Here is a 20,274-nt window from a genome sequence, read left to right as displayed (position 1 = left end):
CAACGGCAATGATCGGCGGAGTCTCATGAGTTCTTTACTGGTGGCGGATTCGTTCTTGGTTGCCGCAGGCAAGGTTCGTGGTCTGGAGTTGCACCGGGAGCGATTCGTAGGATCGTGTGCGGCGGCAGGTTTCGACGGCGCAGGAGCTTTTTGGGACACGTCGCTGTCTCGCATCCCGACCTTCGGTCGCTGGTTCCCGCGGTTCGGACTGACCTCCGACGGCCCGGCACTCCAGATGCGTCCAGCCCCCTCACCCGGCGGCCGGATCCGGGTAGCGATCCACACCGGCCCCGACCCCCGCACCTCACCGCGGGTCAAGGGCCCCGACCTCGCGGTCCTAGGCGAACTGAAGGCGCAAGCTTTCACCAGCCACGCCGCCGACGAACTCCTCCTGGTCGATTCAGACGGAATCGCCATCGAGGCGGCGTACTCATCCCTGGCCTGGTGGGAGGACGACACCCTCTGCTTCCCACCCTCCACCCGCCCTCTCCTCCCCTCAGTCACAGCCCAACTCCTACGCCAGTTGGCCGCCACCCAAGGTATTCAGGTGGATGAACGCGCCCGCACCCCCGACGACCTCACGTCGTACGAAACCTGGCTCCTCAACGCCCTCCACGGCATCCGCCCCATCCACGCCTGGAACCACGGCCCCATCGACCCCCTCCCCGCCTCAACCGCCACCACCTGGCAATCCCACCTGAACTCCCTCGCCCGCCCCCTCTAACCACACGTACTACGCCCACGCACCTCCTCTGTCGCCGCTCCCACCCGCCCCGGTTCGCCGCTCTCACGTCGCGGCTCGACGAAAGCATGCTGGACCGTCGTCGCTCGATGACCGGCCGGGCGCGTGCCTCACGCGGCTCCTGCGTCGCAGCTCCCACCCGCCCGGGTTCGCCGCTCCTGCGTCGCGGCTCACGTCTTGGTGCACAGGCTGAGTGTTCCGGGCCGATCGCACGCTCAGGCCGTGCACAAAGACGCGGAACGCCTGCGTCCGTTGCCAGCCTCTGTGCATCCGCTGAGCATCTTCCTGGAGCCGAATGCTCAGCTGGTGCACAAGGCCATCGCAGCCCGGCGGAGGCGGGGGACTGGTGGTGCATGTGAGTCCCGGATCCGACAAAGCAGCACGGAACTGGCTTCGTCCGGCGAGGCGGCCGCTCTCGTTGAGCCGCGAGGGAGGAGTGGCGACCTGGGGTGGGTGGGAGCGGCGACGTTGGAGCTGCGTGGGTGTGCTTCCCGCCGTACTCACTTGACGCGCCTCGTCGACCAGGTGCTACGGTTCGTTGGTCAAGTAATGAACCTAGGAACCGAAGAACCGAGTAGGAGGGACGCCGGTGTTCGACGATCGCAGCCCGATCTATCTTCAGATCGCGGATCAGATCAAGAACGACATCGTCACGGGTGCCCTCGCCGAGGACGAGCAGGTCATGTCGACGAACCAGTACGCGGCGTTCTACCGGATCAACCCCGCCACTGCGGCCAAGGGCTTCGCCCAGCTGGTCGACGAAGGGGTGTTGTACAAGAAGCGCGGGATCGGGATGTTCGTCAGCCCGAACGCCCGCCAGTTGCTCCGGTCCGGGCGGCAGGGCTCGTTCTTCGCCGACGTGGTCGATCCGATGATCCGCGAGGCCAACGCGATCGGCGTCCCACTGCGCGACGTCATCGACCACATCACCAAAAATGAGCAGCGGCCCGAGACCACACAAGGCGGTGCACAGTGAGCGGCCTCGGAGTACGGACCGAGAATCTGACCGTCCGATACAGCGGCGTACCAGCTGTCGACGGTCTCGACCTGCGGCTCGCACCAGGCAAGATCCACGGCCTGCTCGGGCGTAACGGTTCGGGCAAGAGCACGCTGGCCGCGACCCTCGCCGGGTTCCGGCAGCCGTCGGACGGCCGGGTCCTGATCGAGAGCGACGAGTACGACGGCGCTCGCGAGCCGTACGAGGACGCGATCGTCACCAGCCGGGTCTGCCTGATCCGCGAATCCGGCGATCTCACCGACAGCGCTCCGGTCAAGCATGTCCTCGGTCTCGCGAGCAGTCTGCGGCCTTACTGGGATCAGGATCTCGCCGGCGAACTGCTGGACAAGTTCGAGGTGCCGACGCGCCAGAAGGTGCAGAAGTTGTCGCGGGGCAAGAAGTCCGCGCTCGGCGTCGTCCTCGGGATCGCGAGTCGAGCGCCGCTGACGATCTTCGACGAGTCGTACCTCGGCATGGATGTCCCCTCGCGCAACCTCTTCTACGACGTACTGCTGGCCGACTATGCCGAGGTGCCGCGCACGATCGTGCTGTCCACGCACCTGGTCAGCGAGGTCAGCTCGCTGCTCGAGGAGGTTGTCATCCTCGATCAGGGCAAGCTCGTCACGCAGGCGCCGGTCGATTCGCTGCGGGGCAGGGGTGCCTCGATCGTCGGCCCGGCCGCGATGGTCGATGAGTTGACCGCCGAGCTGACGGTGCTCGCCGAGCAACGCCTCGGTGGGACGAAGTCCGTCACTGTGCTTGGCGATCTGGAGGAGGCGTTCCTCGCGAAGGCCCGGTCGGCCGGTCTCGAGATCGGCCAGGTCGGCCTGCAGGAACTCTTCGTCCATCTGACCGGAGCCACGCACCAGAAGGTGAGCAAGCGATGAGCGCCGCCGCGACCCAAGCCCGTACTGCGGCCCTGCCGGGCACCGCCACGGCCGGCGGTCGCTTGCGCCGGGTGCTGCAGGCGATGATGATCGGCCTCCGTCCGATGATCCTCGGGTACTGCCTCGTGATGATCGTGTCGTTCACCATCGGCGGTCTGATCACCCAGTACGTCGGCGGCGGCCTCGACCACAGCATGTGGGACTACGGCACCCAATCGCCGAAGTACTTCTCGGCCGCGATCGGCATCACCCTCACACCGGCGTTGTTCACGCTGATGATCGCGCACGGAGTGACCCGGCGGATGTTCGCCATCGCCAGCGGCGTCCTGCTGGTCGGTACCGCGGCCGGCATCGCGCTGCTCTGGGTGCTCGTCTACCAGGTGGAGCGCGTGATCTACACCTGGGCCGGGCTGACCCAGGCACTCGAGAATCCGCATCTGTTCACCAAGACCTCGCAGGTCGGGCTGATCTTCACCGAGTTCTTCCTGCTGATCGTGTCGCACGAAGTCGCCGGCTGGCTACTCGGCATCGGGTTCTACCGGTTCGGCTTCTGGAAGGGTCTCGCGTTGCTCCCGCTCGGCGTACTGCCGGCGGCCGCCGCGGAATTCCTGCTGGTGGCGCAATGGATCGCCCAGGCGCTGGAGAACACCGGCTACCACCGTCCACCGCTGGCAGTCGCCGTACCGGGAGTGATCGCCGTGAGCGCACTCGGCCTGTACTTCGGCTACCTGCTGATTCGTCCGATAGGGCTCAAGCCCGCCAAGGGCTGACCTCTTTCCGTAACCCCCTGAAGCGCCAAGGGAGGCTCTGCCATGCCCGAAAACAAGCTGGAGAACAACGATCTGGTTGCCGTTAGCAACCTCCGCAAGACCTACGGCGCGACCGTGGCCGTCGAGGACGTCTCACTGACCGTCCGGTCCGGCGAGATCTTCGGCATCCTCGGCCCGAACGGCGCCGGCAAGACCACCACCGTCGAGTCGATCGCCGGCCTCCGTACGCCGGACAGCGGCGTGATCCGCGTCCTCGGCCTGGATCCGCGCAAGCACCGCACCGAGATCACCTCGCTGGTCGGCGTCCAGCTGCAGGCGAGCGAACTCCCGGACCGGATCAAGGCCGGCGAGGCGCTCGAGCTGTACGCGTCCTTCTACCCCTCACCCGCCGATCCGGCCGAAATGCTGGAGCGGCTCGGCCTGACCAAGGTCCGCAACACCGCGTTCGCCAAGCTCTCCGGTGGCCAGAAGCAACGGCTGTCGATCGCACTCGCGCTGATCGGCAATCCGAAGATCGCGATCCTCGACGAGCTCACCACCGGCCTCGACCCGCAGGGCCGCCGGGACACCTGGGAGCTGGTCAAGCAGATCCGCGCCGACGGCGTCACGATCATCCTGGTCACGCACTTCATGGAGGAAGCCGAGTACCTCTGCGACCGGATCGCGTCGTCGTGATCGTCCTGATCCTCGGGCTCGGCAGCCTCGTCTTCGGCGCCGATCTTCCCGCCTCACCGCTGGCTTTCGCCGTCTCCGTGATCCCGTACTCCGTTGCCGAACTCTCCATCGGACTGCTGATCGCCGGACTCGTCTCGACCGCCAAGGGCGCGAGCATCGTCGGCAACATCCTGTTCTTCCCGAGCATGTTCTTCGCGGGGGTCTGGACCCCGGGCGACCTGATGCCGGATGCCATCCGCTGGGTCCGTGACATCACCCCGATGGGTGCGGGCATGACGAGCATGCAGGACGCCTGGGCCGGCCACTGGCCCGGCGCCGCTCATCTGATCGCACTGGTCGCGGTGGCCGCCGCATGCATCGGGCTCGCCGCGAAGTTCTTCCGCTGGGAGTAGTTGCTGACGGTCACCCGATGTCGGTACGACGGTGGGTTATGCACAGGGCCTGTGTATAAGTCGGCTCGTTTCTGTGGATGGGCGGGCACGCACTGTGGACGACACGCGCGTGGTCGCGAATTGCCGGGAACTCTTGATCAGAAGGGGTTGTGCGGCTCCGGCGCGAAAGGTAGAAATGTCGACACGCTGTTCCAATCGGAGCGGCGGGTCGGACGGAAGCCGAGGACCCTTAGCGGTGGGGATCCCCACCGAGGTAGACCGGTGACGGGGTCTGCTGGACCCGACGGACCGTTCCGGGAAGCTGGAGACGTCACCTTCCTTCAGCTCTGTACAGGGCCCCTCCGACTCATACTCGGAGGGGTCTTGCTTTTACTCCCCGACCCAGCTCCCACACGCCGACGGCCGGCGTACAGGAGTCCTGTACGCCGGCCGTCGGGTGCAGCGGGATTCAGCGAAGCGTGATCACCACCGTGGAGCGCGACCCATGTGCGGCCACGTGCACCTCGGTACCACGCGTCGTCGTCACCAACTTGTACTGCGTGCTTCGGCCATCGACCGAGACGGAAGCAATCTTCGCTCCGGCGGGCAGCACCGCTCCGATCGTGACGGCCGCACCGACACCGTGGATCGTCACCTCGGTCCGGATCGCCTTGTTCGCAAGGCGTGAGCTGACATCGACAGAGCCGTGGCCGAGCCGGATGTTGCTACCGGCCACCTTCTGCTGGCCACCGGGAATCTGCGGCACGATCGACAACCGGCCGTGCCCGAGATCAGGGTCGACGCCCAGTTGCTGGTGCACGACCGGCCAGAGTACGCCGTACGTGCCCCACGCCTGCATCGTCATCGAGCGGTCCGTGAAGGCGCGGTCGATGTTCGCCGGCGAGTCGGGCGACGGCGCGATCTCGGGCATTCCGCCGGGCGTCTCCCAGACCTTCGGGTCGAGCTGGATCCGCGCGTTGCCGGTGGTGTACACCTGCTGCTGACCGGTGCCCAGTCGACCGAAGTTGCCCTCGGCAACGGCCATGATCGAGGTGTTCAGCGAGAAGATGCTGCGCTCGCTCTTCACTGCCGAGACGACCTCGTCGCAAGATGGGCCGGGGTTGCCGGCCGGGTCGGCTGTCGGTCCGGTACCGGTGTGGAACAGGCCGAATTGGCCTGTGTAGCAAGGCTTCTCCCGCTGTGTCAGAGCGATCTTCGCGTGCTCCGGTGAGGCCAGCGGAGCGTCGCCAACCTCGGCCTCCATCGGCGTGACTCCGGTCCAGTGCCGCTGGAAGATCGGGGTGTTGTCGTTCGCGGGATTCGCCGGGTCGTCGATCGAGTCGGCGTACCCGAACGCCTGCGCCACCCACCATCGCGTCTCGAACCGCTTCTGGAGATCGTCAGCCTTCGCGGTCGCCCATCGCTGGGTCGCACGATCATGCTTCGAGGCGGCCAGGTCGGCGAGATCGCGCAGCCCGCGAGCGAGGTACACCGTGCTGTCGAGTTTCTCGGATCCCATCCCGGTGCGCTCGACGTTCGCGAGTCCCTCGAGCCAGCCGTCGTTGTCGGCGTCCAGTTCGCGGTACACGTACTTCAGGTTCCGGACGCTGAAGTCGTACATCTCGTCGCGGAACCGGTCGTCGCCGGTCCATCGCCACAGCAGCGCCACGATACTCGGGAACTTCACCGTCTCGTCGGTGTTGCCCGCGCTCGTGTTGGAACCGAAGTACACATCGCCGGTGGGGGTGACCTCGTGCGCCACCTTCCCGCTGCGGTTGTTGAGGATGTCGCTGACGTCCTTCAGCGCACGCAGGTGTGCCTTCACCGTGTCGAACTGGCCGGCCGCGACCGCGGCGTACGAGGTGTACTCGCCGTCCGTCGCGAACAGCCACGGGTAGTCGGGGAAGCCGGCGCCGAACCAGCGCGCGACGTCGACCGTGCCTACCGGGGCCGGGTACGACTTGCCTTCGTTGACGTCGCGGATCTGCAGGTGGTGTGCCTCCTGGACCGAATCCGCGAGGTTCTGCTTGCTCCACTCGACGCTCTGCTGCAGCAGCCGGTCACCAGGCAGGTCCACTGACGACATCGAGTTGATCCGGTCGCGGCTCGCAGTCTTTGCCCGCAGCAACTTTTCCGGATTGCTGATCGCGTTGCGGTACTCGCGTCGCGCGGCGCCCTGGCCGTCGTCCGAACCGGCAACGGCGAACCAGACTGTCGTGGCCTTACCGGGTTTGAGATCGACGCTGTAGGTGAGTCGCCCACCGGTGCCCTTGCCGAAGGCTGTGTCGTCGCAGTGCGCGGGCGCGTCACCGTCGGCCGGACAGATCACAGCCGGGTCCTGCGGGCCGCGATGGTTGGCGCCGAGCGCGTGGCTGGTCGGACGCAGGGACGATCCGACGAGCGCGGCATAGTCGTGTGCCGCGGCATTCGCGACCGGCGGGGTGCCCTGGTCGCGGAACCGCAAGGCGCCATCGGCGTACGAGCCGGTGTCGGGGAGGTTCGACTGGCCGGCGTTCGGGGTGGTGCCGCCCCATGGGTAGGTCGGCATGAGTTCGGAGTGCGCGTCGACGTCGAGTGTGACGGTCTTGGCCTTGCTCGCCTTGAGCGTCAGCCCGACGACGGTGGCGCGGATCCCGTCGGGGACGAAGTCGGTCCGCTGGACGCGGACGTCGCCGGGGTAGTCGATCCGCTGGTAGCCGTGTCCGCTGGTGTACTTCGCGGCGGCGACATCCTTGCCGAGCCAGTCACCGTCGAGGCCGAACCACAGCCCGTCGAGCAACTTCAGCGGCGGCGTCCAGATGCCGCCCATCTCGCCGCGGGTGTGCCAGCCGGTCGCGGGGTACAGGCCGGTCTCGTCGCCCATCGCGTACGCCCGGTCCCCGACAACCAGCGACCGCCGATCCGCGAGCCGCCGACTCTCCGACAACTCACTGGCGGAGGCGCGACCCCGCAGTACCGGCAGCGTCTTGTACTGCGGCGGCGGGGGAGGCCGTAGTACCGGCGTCGGTGGTGCCTGGTGGGCCGGCGTTGGCGGGGGAGGGGAGTGCGGCGGCGCTCAGGGCGAGCACTGTCGCGAGGATGCCGGCTGGACCGGCGATGGTTCTGGTGGTTCGTCCGACAGGGCGGGGTGTCATGACGGGTTCCTCCTTCTCGCGGTGCCTCTTACACCGCATCAGCCCGGGGCTGAACTGCCCCTGATGACTAGTTCCGGTTGCAGCAGCCGCTCGGTCGACGACCTGAGCTGCTGGGTGGACTCGTCCGGTACTTCGGAAGTCGGCTGGCCGCTGGTCAGGATGTCGATCAGCTCGGCCGCGATCTGATCCATCGGCTGGCGGATACTGCTCAGGCCCGGCGAGACCACGGACGCGAGCGGCGAATCGTCGAAGCCGGTGACGCCCACGTCGACTCCCGCGGTCAGCCCACGAGTGCCGAGTTCGCGCAGCACACCGAGAGCGAGAATGTCGCTGATGGCAACAATCCCGTCGACCGATTGACCTGAGTCGAGCAGTTCGGCGGTCGCGCGGGCACCTTCGTCGATAGTGTCTTCGGCACAGCGGATCGCGAGTCCTTCGGTCGGCAGACCAAGTTCCTCGCAGGCGCCCTGCCATCCGCTCAGCCGGTCTTCGGCGAGTCCGGACGTCTTCGGCCAGCTGAGGAAACCGATCCGCCGCCGACCTGTCTCGTGCAGATGCCGTACTGCGCTCGCACAGCCGACGGCGCCGTCCACATCGACGAACGGACCCGGCTGGGTGGTCTCCTTCCAGACCCGGCCGAACGAGACGAACGGGATCTTCTGCTCCCGCAGCCACCCGTGGCGCGGATCGTGGGTCTCGGTCTGCGAGAGGACGAAGCCGTCCACGAGACGGCGCGCGTGCAGGTCGTCGTACACCGGCATGCCGTCGACTCCGGTCGGCGCGGTGAAGAGCAGGATGTGCCGCCCGGTCGCCTCGGCCGCGCCGCACAACGAGTGCAGGAACTGGTCCATCACGAGGTGCGCCTGACCGTTCGGCCAGCTCGGTACGCAGTACCCGATCAGCTCGACCGCGCTGGTACGAAGGCTGCGAGCGTTACGATTGGGGCGGTAGTTGAGCAGTTCGATCGACTTGGTGACCCGCTGCAGCGTGTCGGGGCCTGAGCCGGTGCGGGGCGTTCAAGGCGTTAGAGACGGTCTGGACCGAGACCTCCGCGTGAGCGGCGACCTGTTTCAGCGTAGCCATGAACGACCCCCTCAAATTCGGTGAAGACGCCCTTTTGAACGTTAAAACTCCCTCGCAGTCTCACCCGCCACCAGCTTCCGTGTCAACGGTCAGCCGACTCCCGCATCCCCACCGCACTGCCTCCCCGCCGCGCTGCTTGCGTCCGAAGAGGTGGGGGTCCTGCCCCACAGTTGTTCGGACGCAAGGTGGCTGCGTCCCTGACCTCCGCCCACCGCGCTGGTTGCGTCCGAAGAGGTGGGGGTCCTGCCCCACAGTTGTTCGGACGCAAGGTGGCTGCGTCCCTGACCTCCGCCCACCGCGCTGGTTGCGTCCGAAGAGGTGGGGGGCAGGACCCACTGCTGTTCGGACGCAAGGCGAGGGTGGCGAGGGGGGAGGGAGGCTCAGGGCAGCCGGGGATGGGTCGGTGCGGAGGGACGGTGTGGGCAGCGGAGCGGAAGCGCGAGCTCAGCTGAGCTGAGGGGGACCGGCGCGGAGGATCTTGTGGGCCTCGGAGACGGGGCCGGGCGCGATCCAGTGTCCCCACCAGTCGGCGCCGGCCTCGGCGAACGCGATCGGGTCGCCGCGGGTCACCTTGATCTCAAAGGTGTCGCTCGGCGCCTCGGCGCGAAGAGCGCGCACGTCGTCGGGAGTGATCTGCTGAGGAGCGTCGGTGCTGCCCTTGTACGCGGTACTGCCGTCCCACCTGAGAATGCGCCGGCGTACGGCGGGGACCAGAAAATTGCCGCCGACCCAGATCGGAATCCGCGGCCGCTGAACAGGCCGCGCTGTCAATTGAACGCCATCCAGCGTGTAGTGCTTACCGCTGAACGTCACCGGCTCGCCGCTCCACAGCGCGTCGATGATCTCGAGCGCCTCATCCAGCTTCTCGGCGAGGACGCGCGGATCACTCGGTTCGCCGACGCCGCTGAGAAAGGGATCGCCCGGATCGCCGATCCCGACGCCGAGCACGAGTCGCCCGCCGGACAGATGGTCCAGCGCGACAGCCTCGGCAGCCAATTGCCAAGGCCGTCGACGCGGCACCGGCGTCACCGTAGTACCGAGCCTCACCGTCGATGTCGCGGTCGCCATCGCGGCCAGACAAACCCACGGATCGTACGTCGGCTCCGACGCGTCGCCCTGATAGACGAGATAGTCCTCCAGGAACACCCCGTCCCACCCGCAGTCCTCCGCCATCCGCGCCAGCTCCGCCAGCCCGCGCGGATCCCGCCCGGCCCCGACCGCCCCGAACGTCACCGAGAATCTCATCCCCCGAAACTACCGGGCAGCGGGCACGTGCGGCGGCGGCCCGACCCGGCGGATCGCCGCAAGGTCATGGTCGAGAGCGCGGCTCAGCCCGAGGGCCTCGACCGGGCCGTAGCCGGAGCCCGACGGCGGCCCGGCTCAGCCCGAGGGCCTCGACCGGGCCGTGGCCGGAGCCCGACGGCGGCTGGGTGCCGTCGTCAGAAGCCTGCCGCCCGAGGAGCAGGCCACCCTGTTCGCGTACTTCGGTCGCGCCACGACGGCGTACCAGGAATCCACGCAGGAGTTGATCGCGCGGCGCCAGGGGTGACCTGCTCCATCGTCGTACGGGTCAGGCGGCGTGGCCGCCGTCGATGGTCAGTTCGGTGCCCGTGAGGTAGGCGGCGCCGGGACCGGCCAGGTAGACGACCGCGGCCGCGACTTCTTCGGGGGTGCCGAACCGGTCGAGGGCGAGGAACGAACGCTGGGCTTCGGCGTACGGTCCGTCGGCCGGGTTCATCGAGGTGTCGATCGGGCCGGGCTGGATCACGTTCGAGGTGATGCCGCGGCTGCCCAACTCGCGGGCCAGCCCCTTGTTCAGGCCGACCAGGGCTGCCTTGCTCATCGCGTAGAGCGTCATCCCCGGAGTTGTGACCCGCGCGGCGGCGCAGCTGCCGATGTGGATCATCCGGCCGCCTTCCGACAAGCGGGATGCCGCCGCTTGCGCCGCGACGTACACGCCACGCACGTTGACCGCCAGTACCCGGTCGAGATCCTCGATCGCGACGTCGGTGATCATCCCCATCGCGCCGACCCCCGCGTTGTTGACCAGGATGTCGAGCCCACCGAGGACGTCGACCGCCTGTACGACGGCCCGCTCGATCGCCTCGGCGTCAGCGGCATCGGCCTCGATCGCGAACCCACGTCGCCCGTTCGCCTCGATCTGCTTGACGACCTGCGCGGCGTCGTCCGCGGAGCTCCGGTAGGTGAAAGCCACGTCGGCTCCGCGCTCGGCCAGCGCGACCGCCGCAGCGGCCCCGATCCCACGGCTTCCGCCCGTCACCAAGGCCAGCTTTCCGGTCAGTTCAGTCATCTGCGGTGCTACTTTCTCTTCGTCCAGTTCGCTTTGTGTGTCTCCAGTTCAGCTGCCGGCGGCGGCGTCTGCTGGCGGGAAAACGACACCGGATCCTTACGTCGCATTTCCGCGATCGGGCCGCTTCACCTCCATGTCGCAAAATCGCTAGAGACTGTCGGTGGCAGCAGGGATGCTGGGGATGTGTACGAATGTCGCGAGCGGTGTGTGCGGGCGGTGCAGTCGAAAGACGCGCGTTTCGACGGTTGGTTCTTCACGGCCGTCCTGACGACGAAGATCTACTGCCGGCCGAGCTGTCCGGTGGTGCCGCCGAAGGTCGAGAACATGCGCTTCTACCCGAGCGCCGCGGCGGCCCAGCAGGCTGGGTTCCGTGCCTGCAAGAGGTGCCGCCCGGACGCGAGCCCAGGCTCCCCGGAGTGGAACGATCGCGCCGACCTGGTCGCCCGTGCGATGCGGTTGATCAGTGACGGCGTCGTCGACCGTGACGGCGTGCCAGGTCTTGCCACACAACTCGGGTACAGCGTCCGCCAGGTGCAGCGGCAGCTCCAGGCCGAGCTCGGCGCCGGGCCGCTCGCGCTGGCCAGAGCCCAGCGCGCCCAGACCGCGCGGCTGCTGATCGAGACGAGCCCCCTGCAGATGGCCGATGTGGCTTTCGCCGCAGGGTTTTCGAGCGTCCGGACGTTCAACGAGACCGTGCAGGAGGTGTTCGCCCTCTCGCCGACGGAGCTCCGCAGCCGCGCCAAGAAGGGGGCGAGCCAGAGAGTGCCGGGCACCATCTCGCTGCGCTTGCCGTTCCGTGCGCCGCTGACACCGGACAATCTCTTCGGTCATCTCATCGCGACCGGCGTGCCGGGTGTCGAGGAGTGGCGCGACGGCGCGTATCGGCGGACCTTGCGCCTGCCGCACGGTCACGGGGTGGCAAGCATGAAGCCGATGCCGGACCACATCGCCTGCCAGCTTTCACTGACCGATCAACGCGATCTGGCCATTGCGATCAGCCGCTGCCGCCGGATGCTCGACCTCGACGCCGACCCGATCGCGGTCGACGAACAGCTCCGGACGGACCCGGTGCTGGCCCCGCTGATCGACAAGGCGCCCGGTCGACGGGTGCCGCGAACGGTGGACGGCCCGGAGTTCGCAGTACGGGCCGTGCTTGGGCAGCAGGTCTCCACGGCGGCCGCGCGGACTCATGCGAGCAGGTTGGTGCAGGCGTACGGCGATCCGGTGGACGATCCGGCCGGCGGACTGACGCACTTGTTCCCGCGGATGGAGGCGCTGGCCGGGCTCGATCCGGAGACGCTCGCCTTTCCGAAGTCCCGGCGTACGACGCTCACGACCCTGATCGCCACGTTGGCGGCGGGCGAGATCGACCTCGGTGCCGGAGCCGACTGGGACAAAGCCCGCGAGCAGCTCGCGGCGTTGCCGGGGATCGGCCCGTGGACCGTCGAGTCGATCGCGATGCGGGCGCTCGGTGACCCGGATGCCTTTGTAGCAAGCGATCTGGGCATCCGGTACGCCGCCCGCGATCTAGGGTTGCCGGAGGCCCCCAAAGCGCTGATCGAGCACGCGCGAGCGTGGCGACCTTGGCGTGCGTACGCCGTGCAGTACCTCTGGGCGACCGGAGACCATGCCATCAACAAGATCCCGGAGCGAGATGAGTGACCTGACCATCGACCGGCTACTGCTGCGCCAGTGGAAGGAGTCGGACCGGGAGCCGTTCGCCGCGCTGAACGCGGATCCGGCAGTGATGGAGCACTTCCCGAAGACCTTCACCCGGGAGCAGAGCGACACGCAGCTCGCCGCGTTCACTGCCTCGATCGACACCCGGGGCTTCGGGTTCTGGGCAGTGGAGGTGCGCGAGACGGGTCGGTTCATCGGGCTCACCGGGCTGTCGGTGCCGAGCTTCGGGCCCCCGTTCCTTCCGGCTCGCGAGCCGATCACTCGCGCGGAGTGGGAGGCCCGGTCATGACGTACGCGGTGATCGACAGCCCGGTCGGGCTGCTCACGCTTGTCTCGTCCGCGGAAGGTGAGCTGATCGGCCTCTACATGGAGCGGCAACGCCATCTGCCGGACCTGGAGACGTTCGGCGCTCGCGACGATTCTGTTCTGCCGATGGTGGTCGAGCAGTTGCACGAGTACTTCGAGGATGGCCGGACCACCTTCGACGTGCCACTACGGATGAACGGGACGCCCTTCCAGCAACGGGTCTGGGAGGCGCTGAAGGAGATCCCGTACGGCGAGATCACGACGTACGGAGAACTGGGGGCGTCACTCGGCCTGGTGCCCGGCGCTTCGCGGGCGGTGGGACTGGCGAATGGGAAGAATCCGATCAGCATCATCGTCCCGTGCCACCGCGTGGTCGGCTCGAACGGCAGCCTCACCGGGTACGGCGGCGGGCTCGAGCGCAAGCAACAACTGCTCGACCACGAGCGGGCCGACGTTCTTTTCTGAGGTCCTGTGGAAAGTGCTCATTGGGTGAGCACTTATCGGGCGCATGCTTCCGGTATGAGCACACAGACCAAGACCCCGCAGGTAGTCACCGACGAGCTGGCAACCGACCTCGCGACCGTCGGTGAGTGGCGCGAGTGGCTGACGGCCAACGCGGGGGAGGAGCGGTCGGTCTGGCTGGTCATCCACAACAAGACCAGCGGCCGGGTCAACTTCGAGATGCCGGAACTGGTCGAGCAGGCGCTCTGCTTCGGGTGGATCGACGCGAAGGCGATCAGGCGGGACGGGCAGAGCCGATACCAGCAGTTCACCAGGCGCAACCCGCGCAGCACCTGGAGCCGGATCAACCGCGACCGGATCGAGAAGCTCACCAAGGCCGGGCTGATGATGCCCGCCGGTCAGGACCTGGTCGACCAGGCGAACCAAAGCGGCGCCTGGGACTGCTTGGCCGAAGCCCAGAACGGCGTCATCCCCGCCGACCTCCAGTCCGAGCTCGACCAGAACGCCACCGCCGCCCGTCACTTCGCGGCGTTCCCGCCGTCATCCCAGGTCCGCATCCTCAGCTGGATCGCCGGCGCCAAGCGCCCCGAGACCCGCCAGGCGCGGATCACCACCACCATCACCCTTGCGACCACCAACCACCGCGCCAACCACCCGAGCTGACCGACGTCGCCCAGTCCAGCCCACGGGCCGCGAGCCGGCGGCCCGGATGGCACCTCGCCATCTGCGGGAGTGAGCGGACCGCCAACACTCACCAACCGCTGGTCCGCCGCGCTTCTTGCGCTCACTGGTCGCGCGCTGCCGGGCGGCAGCTGAGTTGGTGAGTGGTGGCGGCTCGCAGTTGCCTGGTCAGGTGGTGATACTGGCTGGATCTTCCAGGCGTTCGGCGGCTGGAGGATTGGCCGGCGGGGGTGGGGTGCGGAGGGACTTGAGTTTGCGGACGGCCGACTCGGTGTAGCGGGCGGTGATCGGGCCGAGGATGACCAGGATGAGCGCGTACGCCGTCGCCGGCGGGCTACCCGGGTAACCGTCCGGTGTGATTCATGTTGCAATCAGGTGCAGTGCAACGAGTTGCATAGGTAGATTCCCCGGTATGGCTTTGGAGCACGCGATCCTGGTATCGCTGACCGAGCGGGCCGGGTCGGGGTACGAACTCGCTCGCCGGTTCGACCGGTCGATCGGTTTCTTCTGGCCTGCCACTCATCAGCAGATCTACCGGGTCCTGCGGCGGATGGACGACGCCGGCTGGGTCACGCATACGGCCGTCGCCCAGGAAGGCCGGCCGGACAAGAAGGTCTACCAAGTCTCGGTTGCCGGCCGGGACGAGCTGACTCGTTGGCTGGCTGAGCCGGTCGACGTGGCCGTTCTCCGCGACGGGCTCAGTGTGAAGCTCCGCGGCGCGTCTCTCGGCGACCCGGCCGCCGTACTGCGCGAGGTCGAGCGCCACCGGGGTGAGCACGCCGCGCTGCTGGAGATCTTCCGCGGGATCCAGCGCCGCGACTTCCCCAAGCCGGCCAAGCTGAGCGGCCGGGAGCTCCACCAATATCTGGTACTACGCGGCGGCGTACGGGCTGAGGAGTCGTTCCTGGCCTGGTGCGACGAGGTCATCGAGGCACTGCGATCGGAGCGGTCATGAGTGAGTACCCGAACCTGCTGGCACCCCTGGACCTCGGCCACGTCACCCTGAAGAACCGGGTGATCATGGGCTCGATGCATACCGGTCTGGAGGACCGGGCCAAGGACCTGCCGAAGCTCGCCGCGTACTTCGCCGAGCGGGCGCGGGGCGGAGTCGGCCTGATGGTGACCGGTGGCTACGCGCCGAACCGGACCGGCTGGCTGGCTCCGTTCGGGTCCAAGCTGACCAGTAGGCGGCAGGCCCGGAAGCATCGGATCGTCACCGATGCCGTGCACGCCGAGGGCGGGCTGATCGCGCTGCAGATCCTGCATGCGGGGCGGTACTCGTACCACCCGTTCAGCGTGTCCGCCTCGGCGTTGAAGGCACCGATCAACCCGTTCAAGCCGCGTGCGTTGTCGGATCGTGGTGTCCGGCGCCAGATCGATGCGTACGTCGAGTGCGCGGCGCTGGCTCGCGAAGGCGGGTACGACGGTGTCGAGGTGATGGGCTCCGAGGGGTACTTCATCAACCAGTTCCTCGCCGAACGGACCAACAAGCGCAAGGATCGCTGGGGTGGCAGTCCGGAGAACCGGCGCCGGCTGGCGGTCGAGATCGTCCGGCGGATCCGCGAGCGGGTCGGGCCGGACTTCCTGATCATCTACCGGCTGTCGATGGCGGATCTGGTCGAGGGCGGCCAGAGCTGGGACGAGGTCGTTGCGCTGGGCAAGGAGATCGAGGCGGCCGGCGCGTCGATCATCAACACCGGGATCGGCTGGCACGAGGCGCGGGTGCCGACCATCGTCACCTCGGTGCCGCGGGCCGCCTTCACCTCGGTGACGGCCTCGTTCCGGCCGCACGTGAGCATTCCGGTGGTCGCCTCGAACCGGATCAACCTGCCGCAGGTGGGTGAAGAGGTGCTGGCCCGCGGTGACGCCGATCTGATCAGCATGGCCCGGCCGTTCCTGGCCGATCCGGAATGGGTGCTCAAGGCAAGCACCGATCGTGCCGACGAGATCAACGTCTGCATCGCCTGCAACCAGGCCTGCTTGGACCACGCCTTCGCGAAGAAGACGGCCAGTTGCATGGTGAACCCGCGGGCGGCGCACGAGACGGAGCTCTTGCTGCTGCCAACCCGGCGTACGAAGAAGATCGCTGTGGTCGGGGCCGGGCCCGCTGGGCTAGCGGCCGCGGTGACGGCGGCTGAGCGAGGGCATCAGGTCGAGTTGTTCGAGGCGGACGACGAGATCGGTGGACAGTTCGGTATCGCGCAGAAGATCCCGGGCAAGGAGGAGTTCGCCGAGACGATCCGGTACTACCGGCGGCGGCTCGACCTGACCGGTGTGAAGCTTCACCTCGGCCATCGGGCGACTGCTGAGGATCTGAAGGGATTCGACGAGGTCGTGCTGGCGACGGGCGTAGCGCCGCGCATCCCGGCAATCCCAGGGATCGACCACGAGAAGGTCCTCTCGTACGTCGATGTCGTGCGCCACGGACGACCAGTCGGTGCGAGCGTCGCGGTGATCGGCGCAGGCGGGATCGGGGTCGACGTCAGCGAGTTCCTCACCACGACGGACTCCCCGACGCTCGACCTGGCCGCGTGGAAGGCGGAGTGGGGCGTCACGGACCCGACCCTCACGCCCAGCGCTCTGACCAAACCGCATCCCGAGCCGTCACCGCGGCAGGTTTACTTGCTGCAGCGCAAGACCGGAAAGATCGGCGCCGACCTGGGCAAGACCACCGGCTGGGTCCACCGCGCGGCCTTGAAAAACAAGAAGGTCGAGCAACTCCGCGGCGTCAACTACGAACGCATCGACGACGAAGGTCTCCACATCACCTTCGGCCCCAAACACGAGAACCCCCGCACCCTCGCCGTAGAAACCATCGTCATCTGCGCCGGCCAAGAACCCGTCCGAGACCTGGCCGCCACGCTCACCACCCCCGTCCACCTCATCGGCGGCGCCGACATAGCCACCGAACTAGACGCCAAACGAGCCATCAACCAAGCCACCCGCCTAGCCGCCACCTTGTAAGCCCAAACGCCCGACGTCCGCCCCGCCCCGCCCCGCCTCGCCTCGCCCCGCCCCGCCCAAACGCGGTGCTTCCCGCCTCCTGTTGGGGTTAGCCCATCGGCATGCCGGGGGGCGAACCCTCACACCAGGGGTGAACCCCCACATCAGTGGGTTGAGCCCACCGGGGCCGGACGCGGAATCTGGTCGGGCGGTAGCTACTTGGCGGCTGCGGCCTTGGCGGCTGCCTTCTTCTGCTGCTTGAACTCGCGGACCTTCGACAACGAGTCGGCGTCCACTACGTCGGCCACCGAGCGGTAGCCGTCCAGCGCGTAGTCGCCTGCGGCGGCCTCCCAGCCCTCGGGCCGTACGCCGAGTTGCTTGGCCAGCAGCGCCACGAAGATCTGAGCCTTCTGCTTGCCGAAGCCAGGCAGCTCCTGCACCCGCTTGAGGAGCTCCTTGCCGGTGGTCGGCTCCGTCCACAGCCGGGTCACGTCGCCGTCGTACCGGGTCTCGATCAGCGCGGACAACTCCTGCAGCCGGGCAGCCATCGAGCCGGGGAAGCGATGAATCGCCGGAGTCTGACTGCAGAGCTCCTTGAACGCCTCGGGCTCGGCGGCGGCGATGGCAGCGGGGTCCAGGTTGCCGAACCGGCCCAGCACCTTCCAACCGCCGCGGAAAGCATGTTCCATCCCGTACTGCTGATCCAGCATCATGCCGACCAGCACAGCGAACGGGTACTCATCAAGAACCTGGTCAGCCGCCGGCTCGTTGGCGATATGAAAGGCCATAGCTGCATGGTGCCACGAACCGCGGAGCGCGGGCGCGCGTCGTACCGCGTGCGGGTTAACCCCTGAGACGTGCCGGAACGACGGCGTCGGGCGGGTGGCGGGCCTATGCTCAGCGAGGGCAGGGCGACGACGTGGGGAGCGCGGATGGATATCCGGGATCTGGATCGGCGAGCCGGCGCAGTACTCGGCGAAGTGGTCATGCAGGTGCGGGCGGAACAGCTCTGGTTCCCGACCCCGTGCCCCGACTGGACCGTCCGCGGTCTGCTGCGGCACGTCGTCAGCGAGAACGAGGGCTTCGCCGCCGCCGCCACCGACGGGTCGGCACCTGTTCAGACCTGGACCGGTGGGCGGCTCGGTGACAACCCGGCCGGCGCGTACCGGCGGTCGAACGTCCGCGTCGCCGACGCGTTCGCCGACGGGGGAGCGCTGGACCGGCCGATGGAGGTCCGCGAGTTCGGGACGTTCCCGCGCCGGGTGGCGCTGACGTTCCGGCAGCTCGACTGCGTCGTGCACGCGTGGGACCTGGCCCGGGCGATCGACATCCCGTACGACCCGCCCGCCGACATGGTCGAGATGGCGCTCACGCTGGCCCGCCGGATCCCCGACACCGAGGCGTCCCGCGGCCCCGGCGCCGCCTTCGAACGCGGCGTCAAGATCCCCGCCGAAGCCTCCGGCCTGGCCACCCTGCTCGCCCTCCTCGGCCGCAACCCCGACTGGATCTCCCCCCTCGACTGACCCAGACACGAGCCCGTACTGCGAGCACCCGCTCCCGCGAGGCGCCCCGCAGTACTGCGGGCGCCTGCTCCCGCGGCGCCCGCGCCGCACCACCCCGAGATCGCGCTCGTCACCACCGGCGTCGAGGCCGACGTACTCGGGATCGCCCTCGACCGCATCTCCGCCTCGGAGCGTGCCGAGATCGTCGCCGCCCACCCGCGGCCCGACTTCAAGAACCGCATCCTCGAAGCCTTCACCAGGGGCATCGAACACCGCTCAGCGACCACCTTCGGCAACGTGAAGGCCGACGTCCTGGCCCGCTACGTCCCCGGCTTCCAGCCGATCAACTTCGTCGACACCATCCTCAACTCCTCCTGGCCGGAGTAGCGGTTCCGGCGGAAGCGTCGTCCACGGCCGTGGAGGTCTGGCCGGGCGCGGCGGCTCCGGGCAGTGCGTCGTACGCCGAGAGGGAGATCTGGTCAGGTGCTGCGATCGTGGCCTTGGCCAGCAGTGGGCGGAACGGGCGCGACGTCATCAGCCGCGTCGAGGCGTCGCGGAGCCGGATGCCCGTCTTCGTCATCGGCATCGCCATCTTGAGTCCACCCGGTGGCAGCTCCATCCGCTGGTCGACGTACGGCTGCATCCGGCGCTGGTACTCCGGGTACGCGCGCAGGTGGTTGCCATCGGCAATGGCCAGCTCACTCGCCAGACAGTAGGCGCCGACCAGCGACAGCGCAGTACCGTGTCCGGCCAGCGGCGAACCGCAGTACCCGGCGTCGCCGACCAGCGCCACGCGGCCGCGGGACCATTCCGGTACGACGACCTGGCTGGTCGTGTCGAAGTAGAAGTCGTCCGCCTCGGGCAGTTGCTCGAGGATCTTCGCCGTCTGCCAGCCGATCCCCGCGAACGTCTTCACCAGCAGCGCCTTCTGCTCCTGCACATCCCGTCGGTTGTAGGTGATCGTCGGCGACCGGAAGCTGAGCAGCGCCTTCGCCTGCCGCGGATCGTGATCCGGCCGGAGCCCGACCCAGCGACCGCCCGGTGCCGAGTGGATCTTCATCCACCCGTCCAGCGGCTCGGGCGCGTCGACGGTGAAGAAGGATCCGTAGCCGCCGAGATGCCGGACGTACTCCGACTCCGGCCCGAACGCGATCGACCGCACCCGCGAGTGCACGCCGTCCGCACCGACGACCAGGTCGAACCTCCGCTCGCCGCCTTCTCGGAACGTCACGACGACACCGCGCTCGTCCTCGGCCAACGCGGTGACCGAGTCGCCGTACAGGTACTCGACCTCGCCCGCGGTCGCGTCCAGCAGGATCTCGGCCAGGTCGCCGCGGAGGATCTCGATCTCGGCCACCGGGCCGCCGCCGTCGAACAGTTCGACCGGCAACGCCGCGGATCGGCGTCCGGAGGCGTTGACGTATTCCATCCCGAGTTCGTGCATCAGCCGGTCCTTGATCGCCGGCATCAGCCCCATCCGGGTGACGACCTCGCGGGCGATGCCGCGGATGTCGACGGTCTGACCGCCGGGGCGCGGCGTGGGCGCGACCTCGACCACGGTCGGGCGGAACCCGTACCGGTGCAGCCAGTAGGCGAGCGTGGGCCCGGCGATCCCGGCGCCGGAGATCAACACGTTCTTCGACATCGTCGACTTCCTTTCGATGGGGTAGTGCACGTACGGTGTACACACAGCAAGGTAGCCACTCGCTGGCATCCGGGGCTCGTACGGC

Annotated in this window: 21 protein-coding genes; 14 read left to right on the top strand and 7 right to left on the bottom strand. The window is 68.0% G+C overall.

Annotation, left to right across the window (positions count from 1 at the left end; all coding sequences use genetic code 11):
- Window positions 1-25 precede the first annotated feature (25 nt).
- The 6 genes from F1D05_RS13950 (at window position 26) to F1D05_RS13925 (ending at window position 4,463) form a co-directional block, all read left to right on the top strand.
- Window positions 26-724 carry an aminotransferase class IV gene (locus F1D05_RS13950; protein WP_185448093.1) on the top strand — a complete coding sequence of 233 codons (699 nt, stop codon included), beginning with the start codon at window positions 26-28 and terminating at the stop codon, window positions 722-724.
- Window positions 725-1,331: 607 nt separating this feature from the next.
- Complete coding sequence (locus tag F1D05_RS13945) at window positions 1,332-1,718, top strand: GntR family transcriptional regulator (protein ID WP_185448092.1); 387 nt, start codon at window positions 1,332-1,334, stop codon at window positions 1,716-1,718.
- Window positions 1,715-2,626 (top strand): ATP-binding cassette domain-containing protein, encoded by a 912-nt coding sequence (locus F1D05_RS13940; protein WP_185448091.1) that lies wholly within the window; start codon window positions 1,715-1,717, stop codon window positions 2,624-2,626. The genes F1D05_RS13945 and F1D05_RS13940 overlap by 4 nt, the downstream gene beginning before the upstream one ends.
- Entirely contained in the window at window positions 2,623-3,396 is a 774-nt protein-coding gene (locus F1D05_RS13935; RefSeq protein WP_185448090.1) for a hypothetical protein, read from the top strand. The genes F1D05_RS13940 and F1D05_RS13935 overlap by 4 nt, the downstream gene beginning before the upstream one ends.
- 42 nt (window positions 3,397-3,438) lie before the next feature.
- Window positions 3,439-4,071, top strand: a complete 633-nt coding sequence (locus F1D05_RS13930; RefSeq protein WP_246486675.1) for an ABC transporter ATP-binding protein — start codon at window positions 3,439-3,441, stop codon at window positions 4,069-4,071.
- Window positions 4,068-4,463 (top strand): ABC transporter permease, encoded by a 396-nt coding sequence (locus tag F1D05_RS13925; RefSeq protein WP_246486674.1) that lies wholly within the window; start codon window positions 4,068-4,070, stop codon window positions 4,461-4,463. The genes F1D05_RS13930 and F1D05_RS13925 overlap by 4 nt, the downstream gene beginning before the upstream one ends.
- 448 nt (window positions 4,464-4,911) lie before the next feature.
- Here the strand turns inward: F1D05_RS13925 and F1D05_RS13920 are convergent, their stop codons facing one another.
- The 4 genes from F1D05_RS13920 to F1D05_RS13905 form a co-directional block, all read right to left on the bottom strand.
- Complete coding sequence (locus F1D05_RS13920; protein ID WP_185448089.1) at window positions 4,912-7,368, bottom strand: glycogen debranching protein; 2,457 nt, start codon at window positions 7,366-7,368, stop codon at window positions 4,912-4,914.
- Window position 7,369: 1 nt separating this feature from the next.
- Window positions 7,370-7,576, bottom strand: coding sequence for a hypothetical protein (locus F1D05_RS13915; RefSeq protein ID WP_185448088.1), 207 nt, complete (start codon window positions 7,574-7,576; stop codon window positions 7,370-7,372).
- A 38-nt stretch (window positions 7,577-7,614) separates the two neighbouring features.
- Window positions 7,615-8,427 (bottom strand): substrate-binding domain-containing protein, encoded by an 813-nt coding sequence (locus tag F1D05_RS13910; protein ID WP_246486859.1) that lies wholly within the window; start codon window positions 8,425-8,427, stop codon window positions 7,615-7,617.
- A 676-nt stretch (window positions 8,428-9,103) separates the two neighbouring features.
- Window positions 9,104-9,904 (bottom strand): LLM class flavin-dependent oxidoreductase, encoded by an 801-nt coding sequence (locus F1D05_RS13905; RefSeq protein WP_185448087.1) that lies wholly within the window; start codon window positions 9,902-9,904, stop codon window positions 9,104-9,106.
- 160 nt (window positions 9,905-10,064) lie between these two features.
- Between F1D05_RS13905 and F1D05_RS13900 the strand changes: the two genes are divergently transcribed.
- Entirely contained in the window at window positions 10,065-10,208 is a 144-nt protein-coding gene (locus F1D05_RS13900) for a hypothetical protein (protein WP_185448086.1), read from the top strand.
- Window positions 10,209-10,229: 21 nt separating this feature from the next.
- Here F1D05_RS13900 and F1D05_RS13895 read toward each other — a convergent pair whose 3' ends face one another.
- Complete coding sequence (locus F1D05_RS13895; RefSeq protein WP_185448085.1) at window positions 10,230-10,970, bottom strand: SDR family oxidoreductase; 741 nt, start codon at window positions 10,968-10,970, stop codon at window positions 10,230-10,232.
- Between the two features lie 216 nt (window positions 10,971-11,186).
- On the opposite strand from F1D05_RS13895, the gene F1D05_RS13890 reads away from it, so the two are divergent.
- From F1D05_RS13890 to F1D05_RS13865, 6 genes are all read left to right on the top strand, one after another.
- Window positions 11,187-12,632, top strand: a complete 1,446-nt coding sequence (locus F1D05_RS13890) for an AlkA N-terminal domain-containing protein (protein ID WP_281388943.1) — start codon at window positions 11,187-11,189, stop codon at window positions 12,630-12,632.
- Window positions 12,625-12,939, top strand: coding sequence for a GNAT family N-acetyltransferase (locus F1D05_RS13885; protein ID WP_185448083.1), 315 nt, complete (start codon window positions 12,625-12,627; stop codon window positions 12,937-12,939). Before F1D05_RS13890 ends, F1D05_RS13885 begins: the two co-directional genes overlap by 8 nt.
- Window positions 12,936-13,421 (top strand): methylated-DNA--[protein]-cysteine S-methyltransferase, encoded by a 486-nt coding sequence (locus F1D05_RS13880; RefSeq protein WP_185448082.1) that lies wholly within the window; start codon window positions 12,936-12,938, stop codon window positions 13,419-13,421. Before F1D05_RS13885 ends, F1D05_RS13880 begins: the two co-directional genes overlap by 4 nt.
- 54 nt (window positions 13,422-13,475) lie before the next feature.
- The gene (locus F1D05_RS13875) at window positions 13,476-14,081 is read left to right on the top strand and encodes a YdeI/OmpD-associated family protein (RefSeq protein WP_185448081.1); all 606 of its coding nucleotides are present in this window, start codon (window positions 13,476-13,478) and stop codon (window positions 14,079-14,081) included.
- Between the two features lie 430 nt (window positions 14,082-14,511).
- Window positions 14,512-15,054, top strand: coding sequence for a PadR family transcriptional regulator (locus F1D05_RS13870; protein WP_185448080.1), 543 nt, complete (start codon window positions 14,512-14,514; stop codon window positions 15,052-15,054).
- Entirely contained in the window at window positions 15,051-17,063 is a 2,013-nt protein-coding gene (locus F1D05_RS13865; RefSeq protein ID WP_185448079.1) for an NADPH-dependent 2,4-dienoyl-CoA reductase, read from the top strand. Before F1D05_RS13870 ends, F1D05_RS13865 begins: the two co-directional genes overlap by 4 nt.
- A gap of 194 nt (window positions 17,064-17,257) precedes the next feature.
- On the opposite strand, the gene F1D05_RS13860 is transcribed toward F1D05_RS13865, so the two are convergent.
- Window positions 17,258-17,830, bottom strand: coding sequence for an HhH-GPD-type base excision DNA repair protein (locus F1D05_RS13860; RefSeq protein ID WP_185448078.1), 573 nt, complete (start codon window positions 17,828-17,830; stop codon window positions 17,258-17,260).
- 144 nt (window positions 17,831-17,974) lie between these two features.
- Here F1D05_RS13860 and F1D05_RS13855 point away from each other — a divergent pair, with 144 nt between their 5' ends.
- On the top strand, window positions 17,975-18,565 hold the full coding sequence (locus F1D05_RS13855) for a TIGR03086 family metal-binding protein (RefSeq protein ID WP_185448077.1): 591 nt from the start codon (window positions 17,975-17,977) through the stop codon (window positions 18,563-18,565).
- Between the two features lie 343 nt (window positions 18,566-18,908).
- Here the strand turns inward: F1D05_RS13855 and F1D05_RS13845 are convergent, their stop codons facing one another.
- Window positions 18,909-20,189: an FAD-dependent monooxygenase gene (locus F1D05_RS13845; protein WP_185448076.1), complete on the bottom strand. Its 1,281-nt coding sequence runs from the start codon at window positions 20,187-20,189 to the stop codon at window positions 18,909-18,911.
- Window positions 20,190-20,274: the final 85 nt, after the last annotated feature.

It is taken from the genome of Kribbella qitaiheensis (assembly GCF_014217565.1).
GTDB lineage: Bacteria > Actinomycetota > Actinomycetes > Propionibacteriales > Kribbellaceae > Kribbella > Kribbella qitaiheensis_A.
This window is presented reverse-complemented; position numbering and strand designations above follow the sequence as displayed.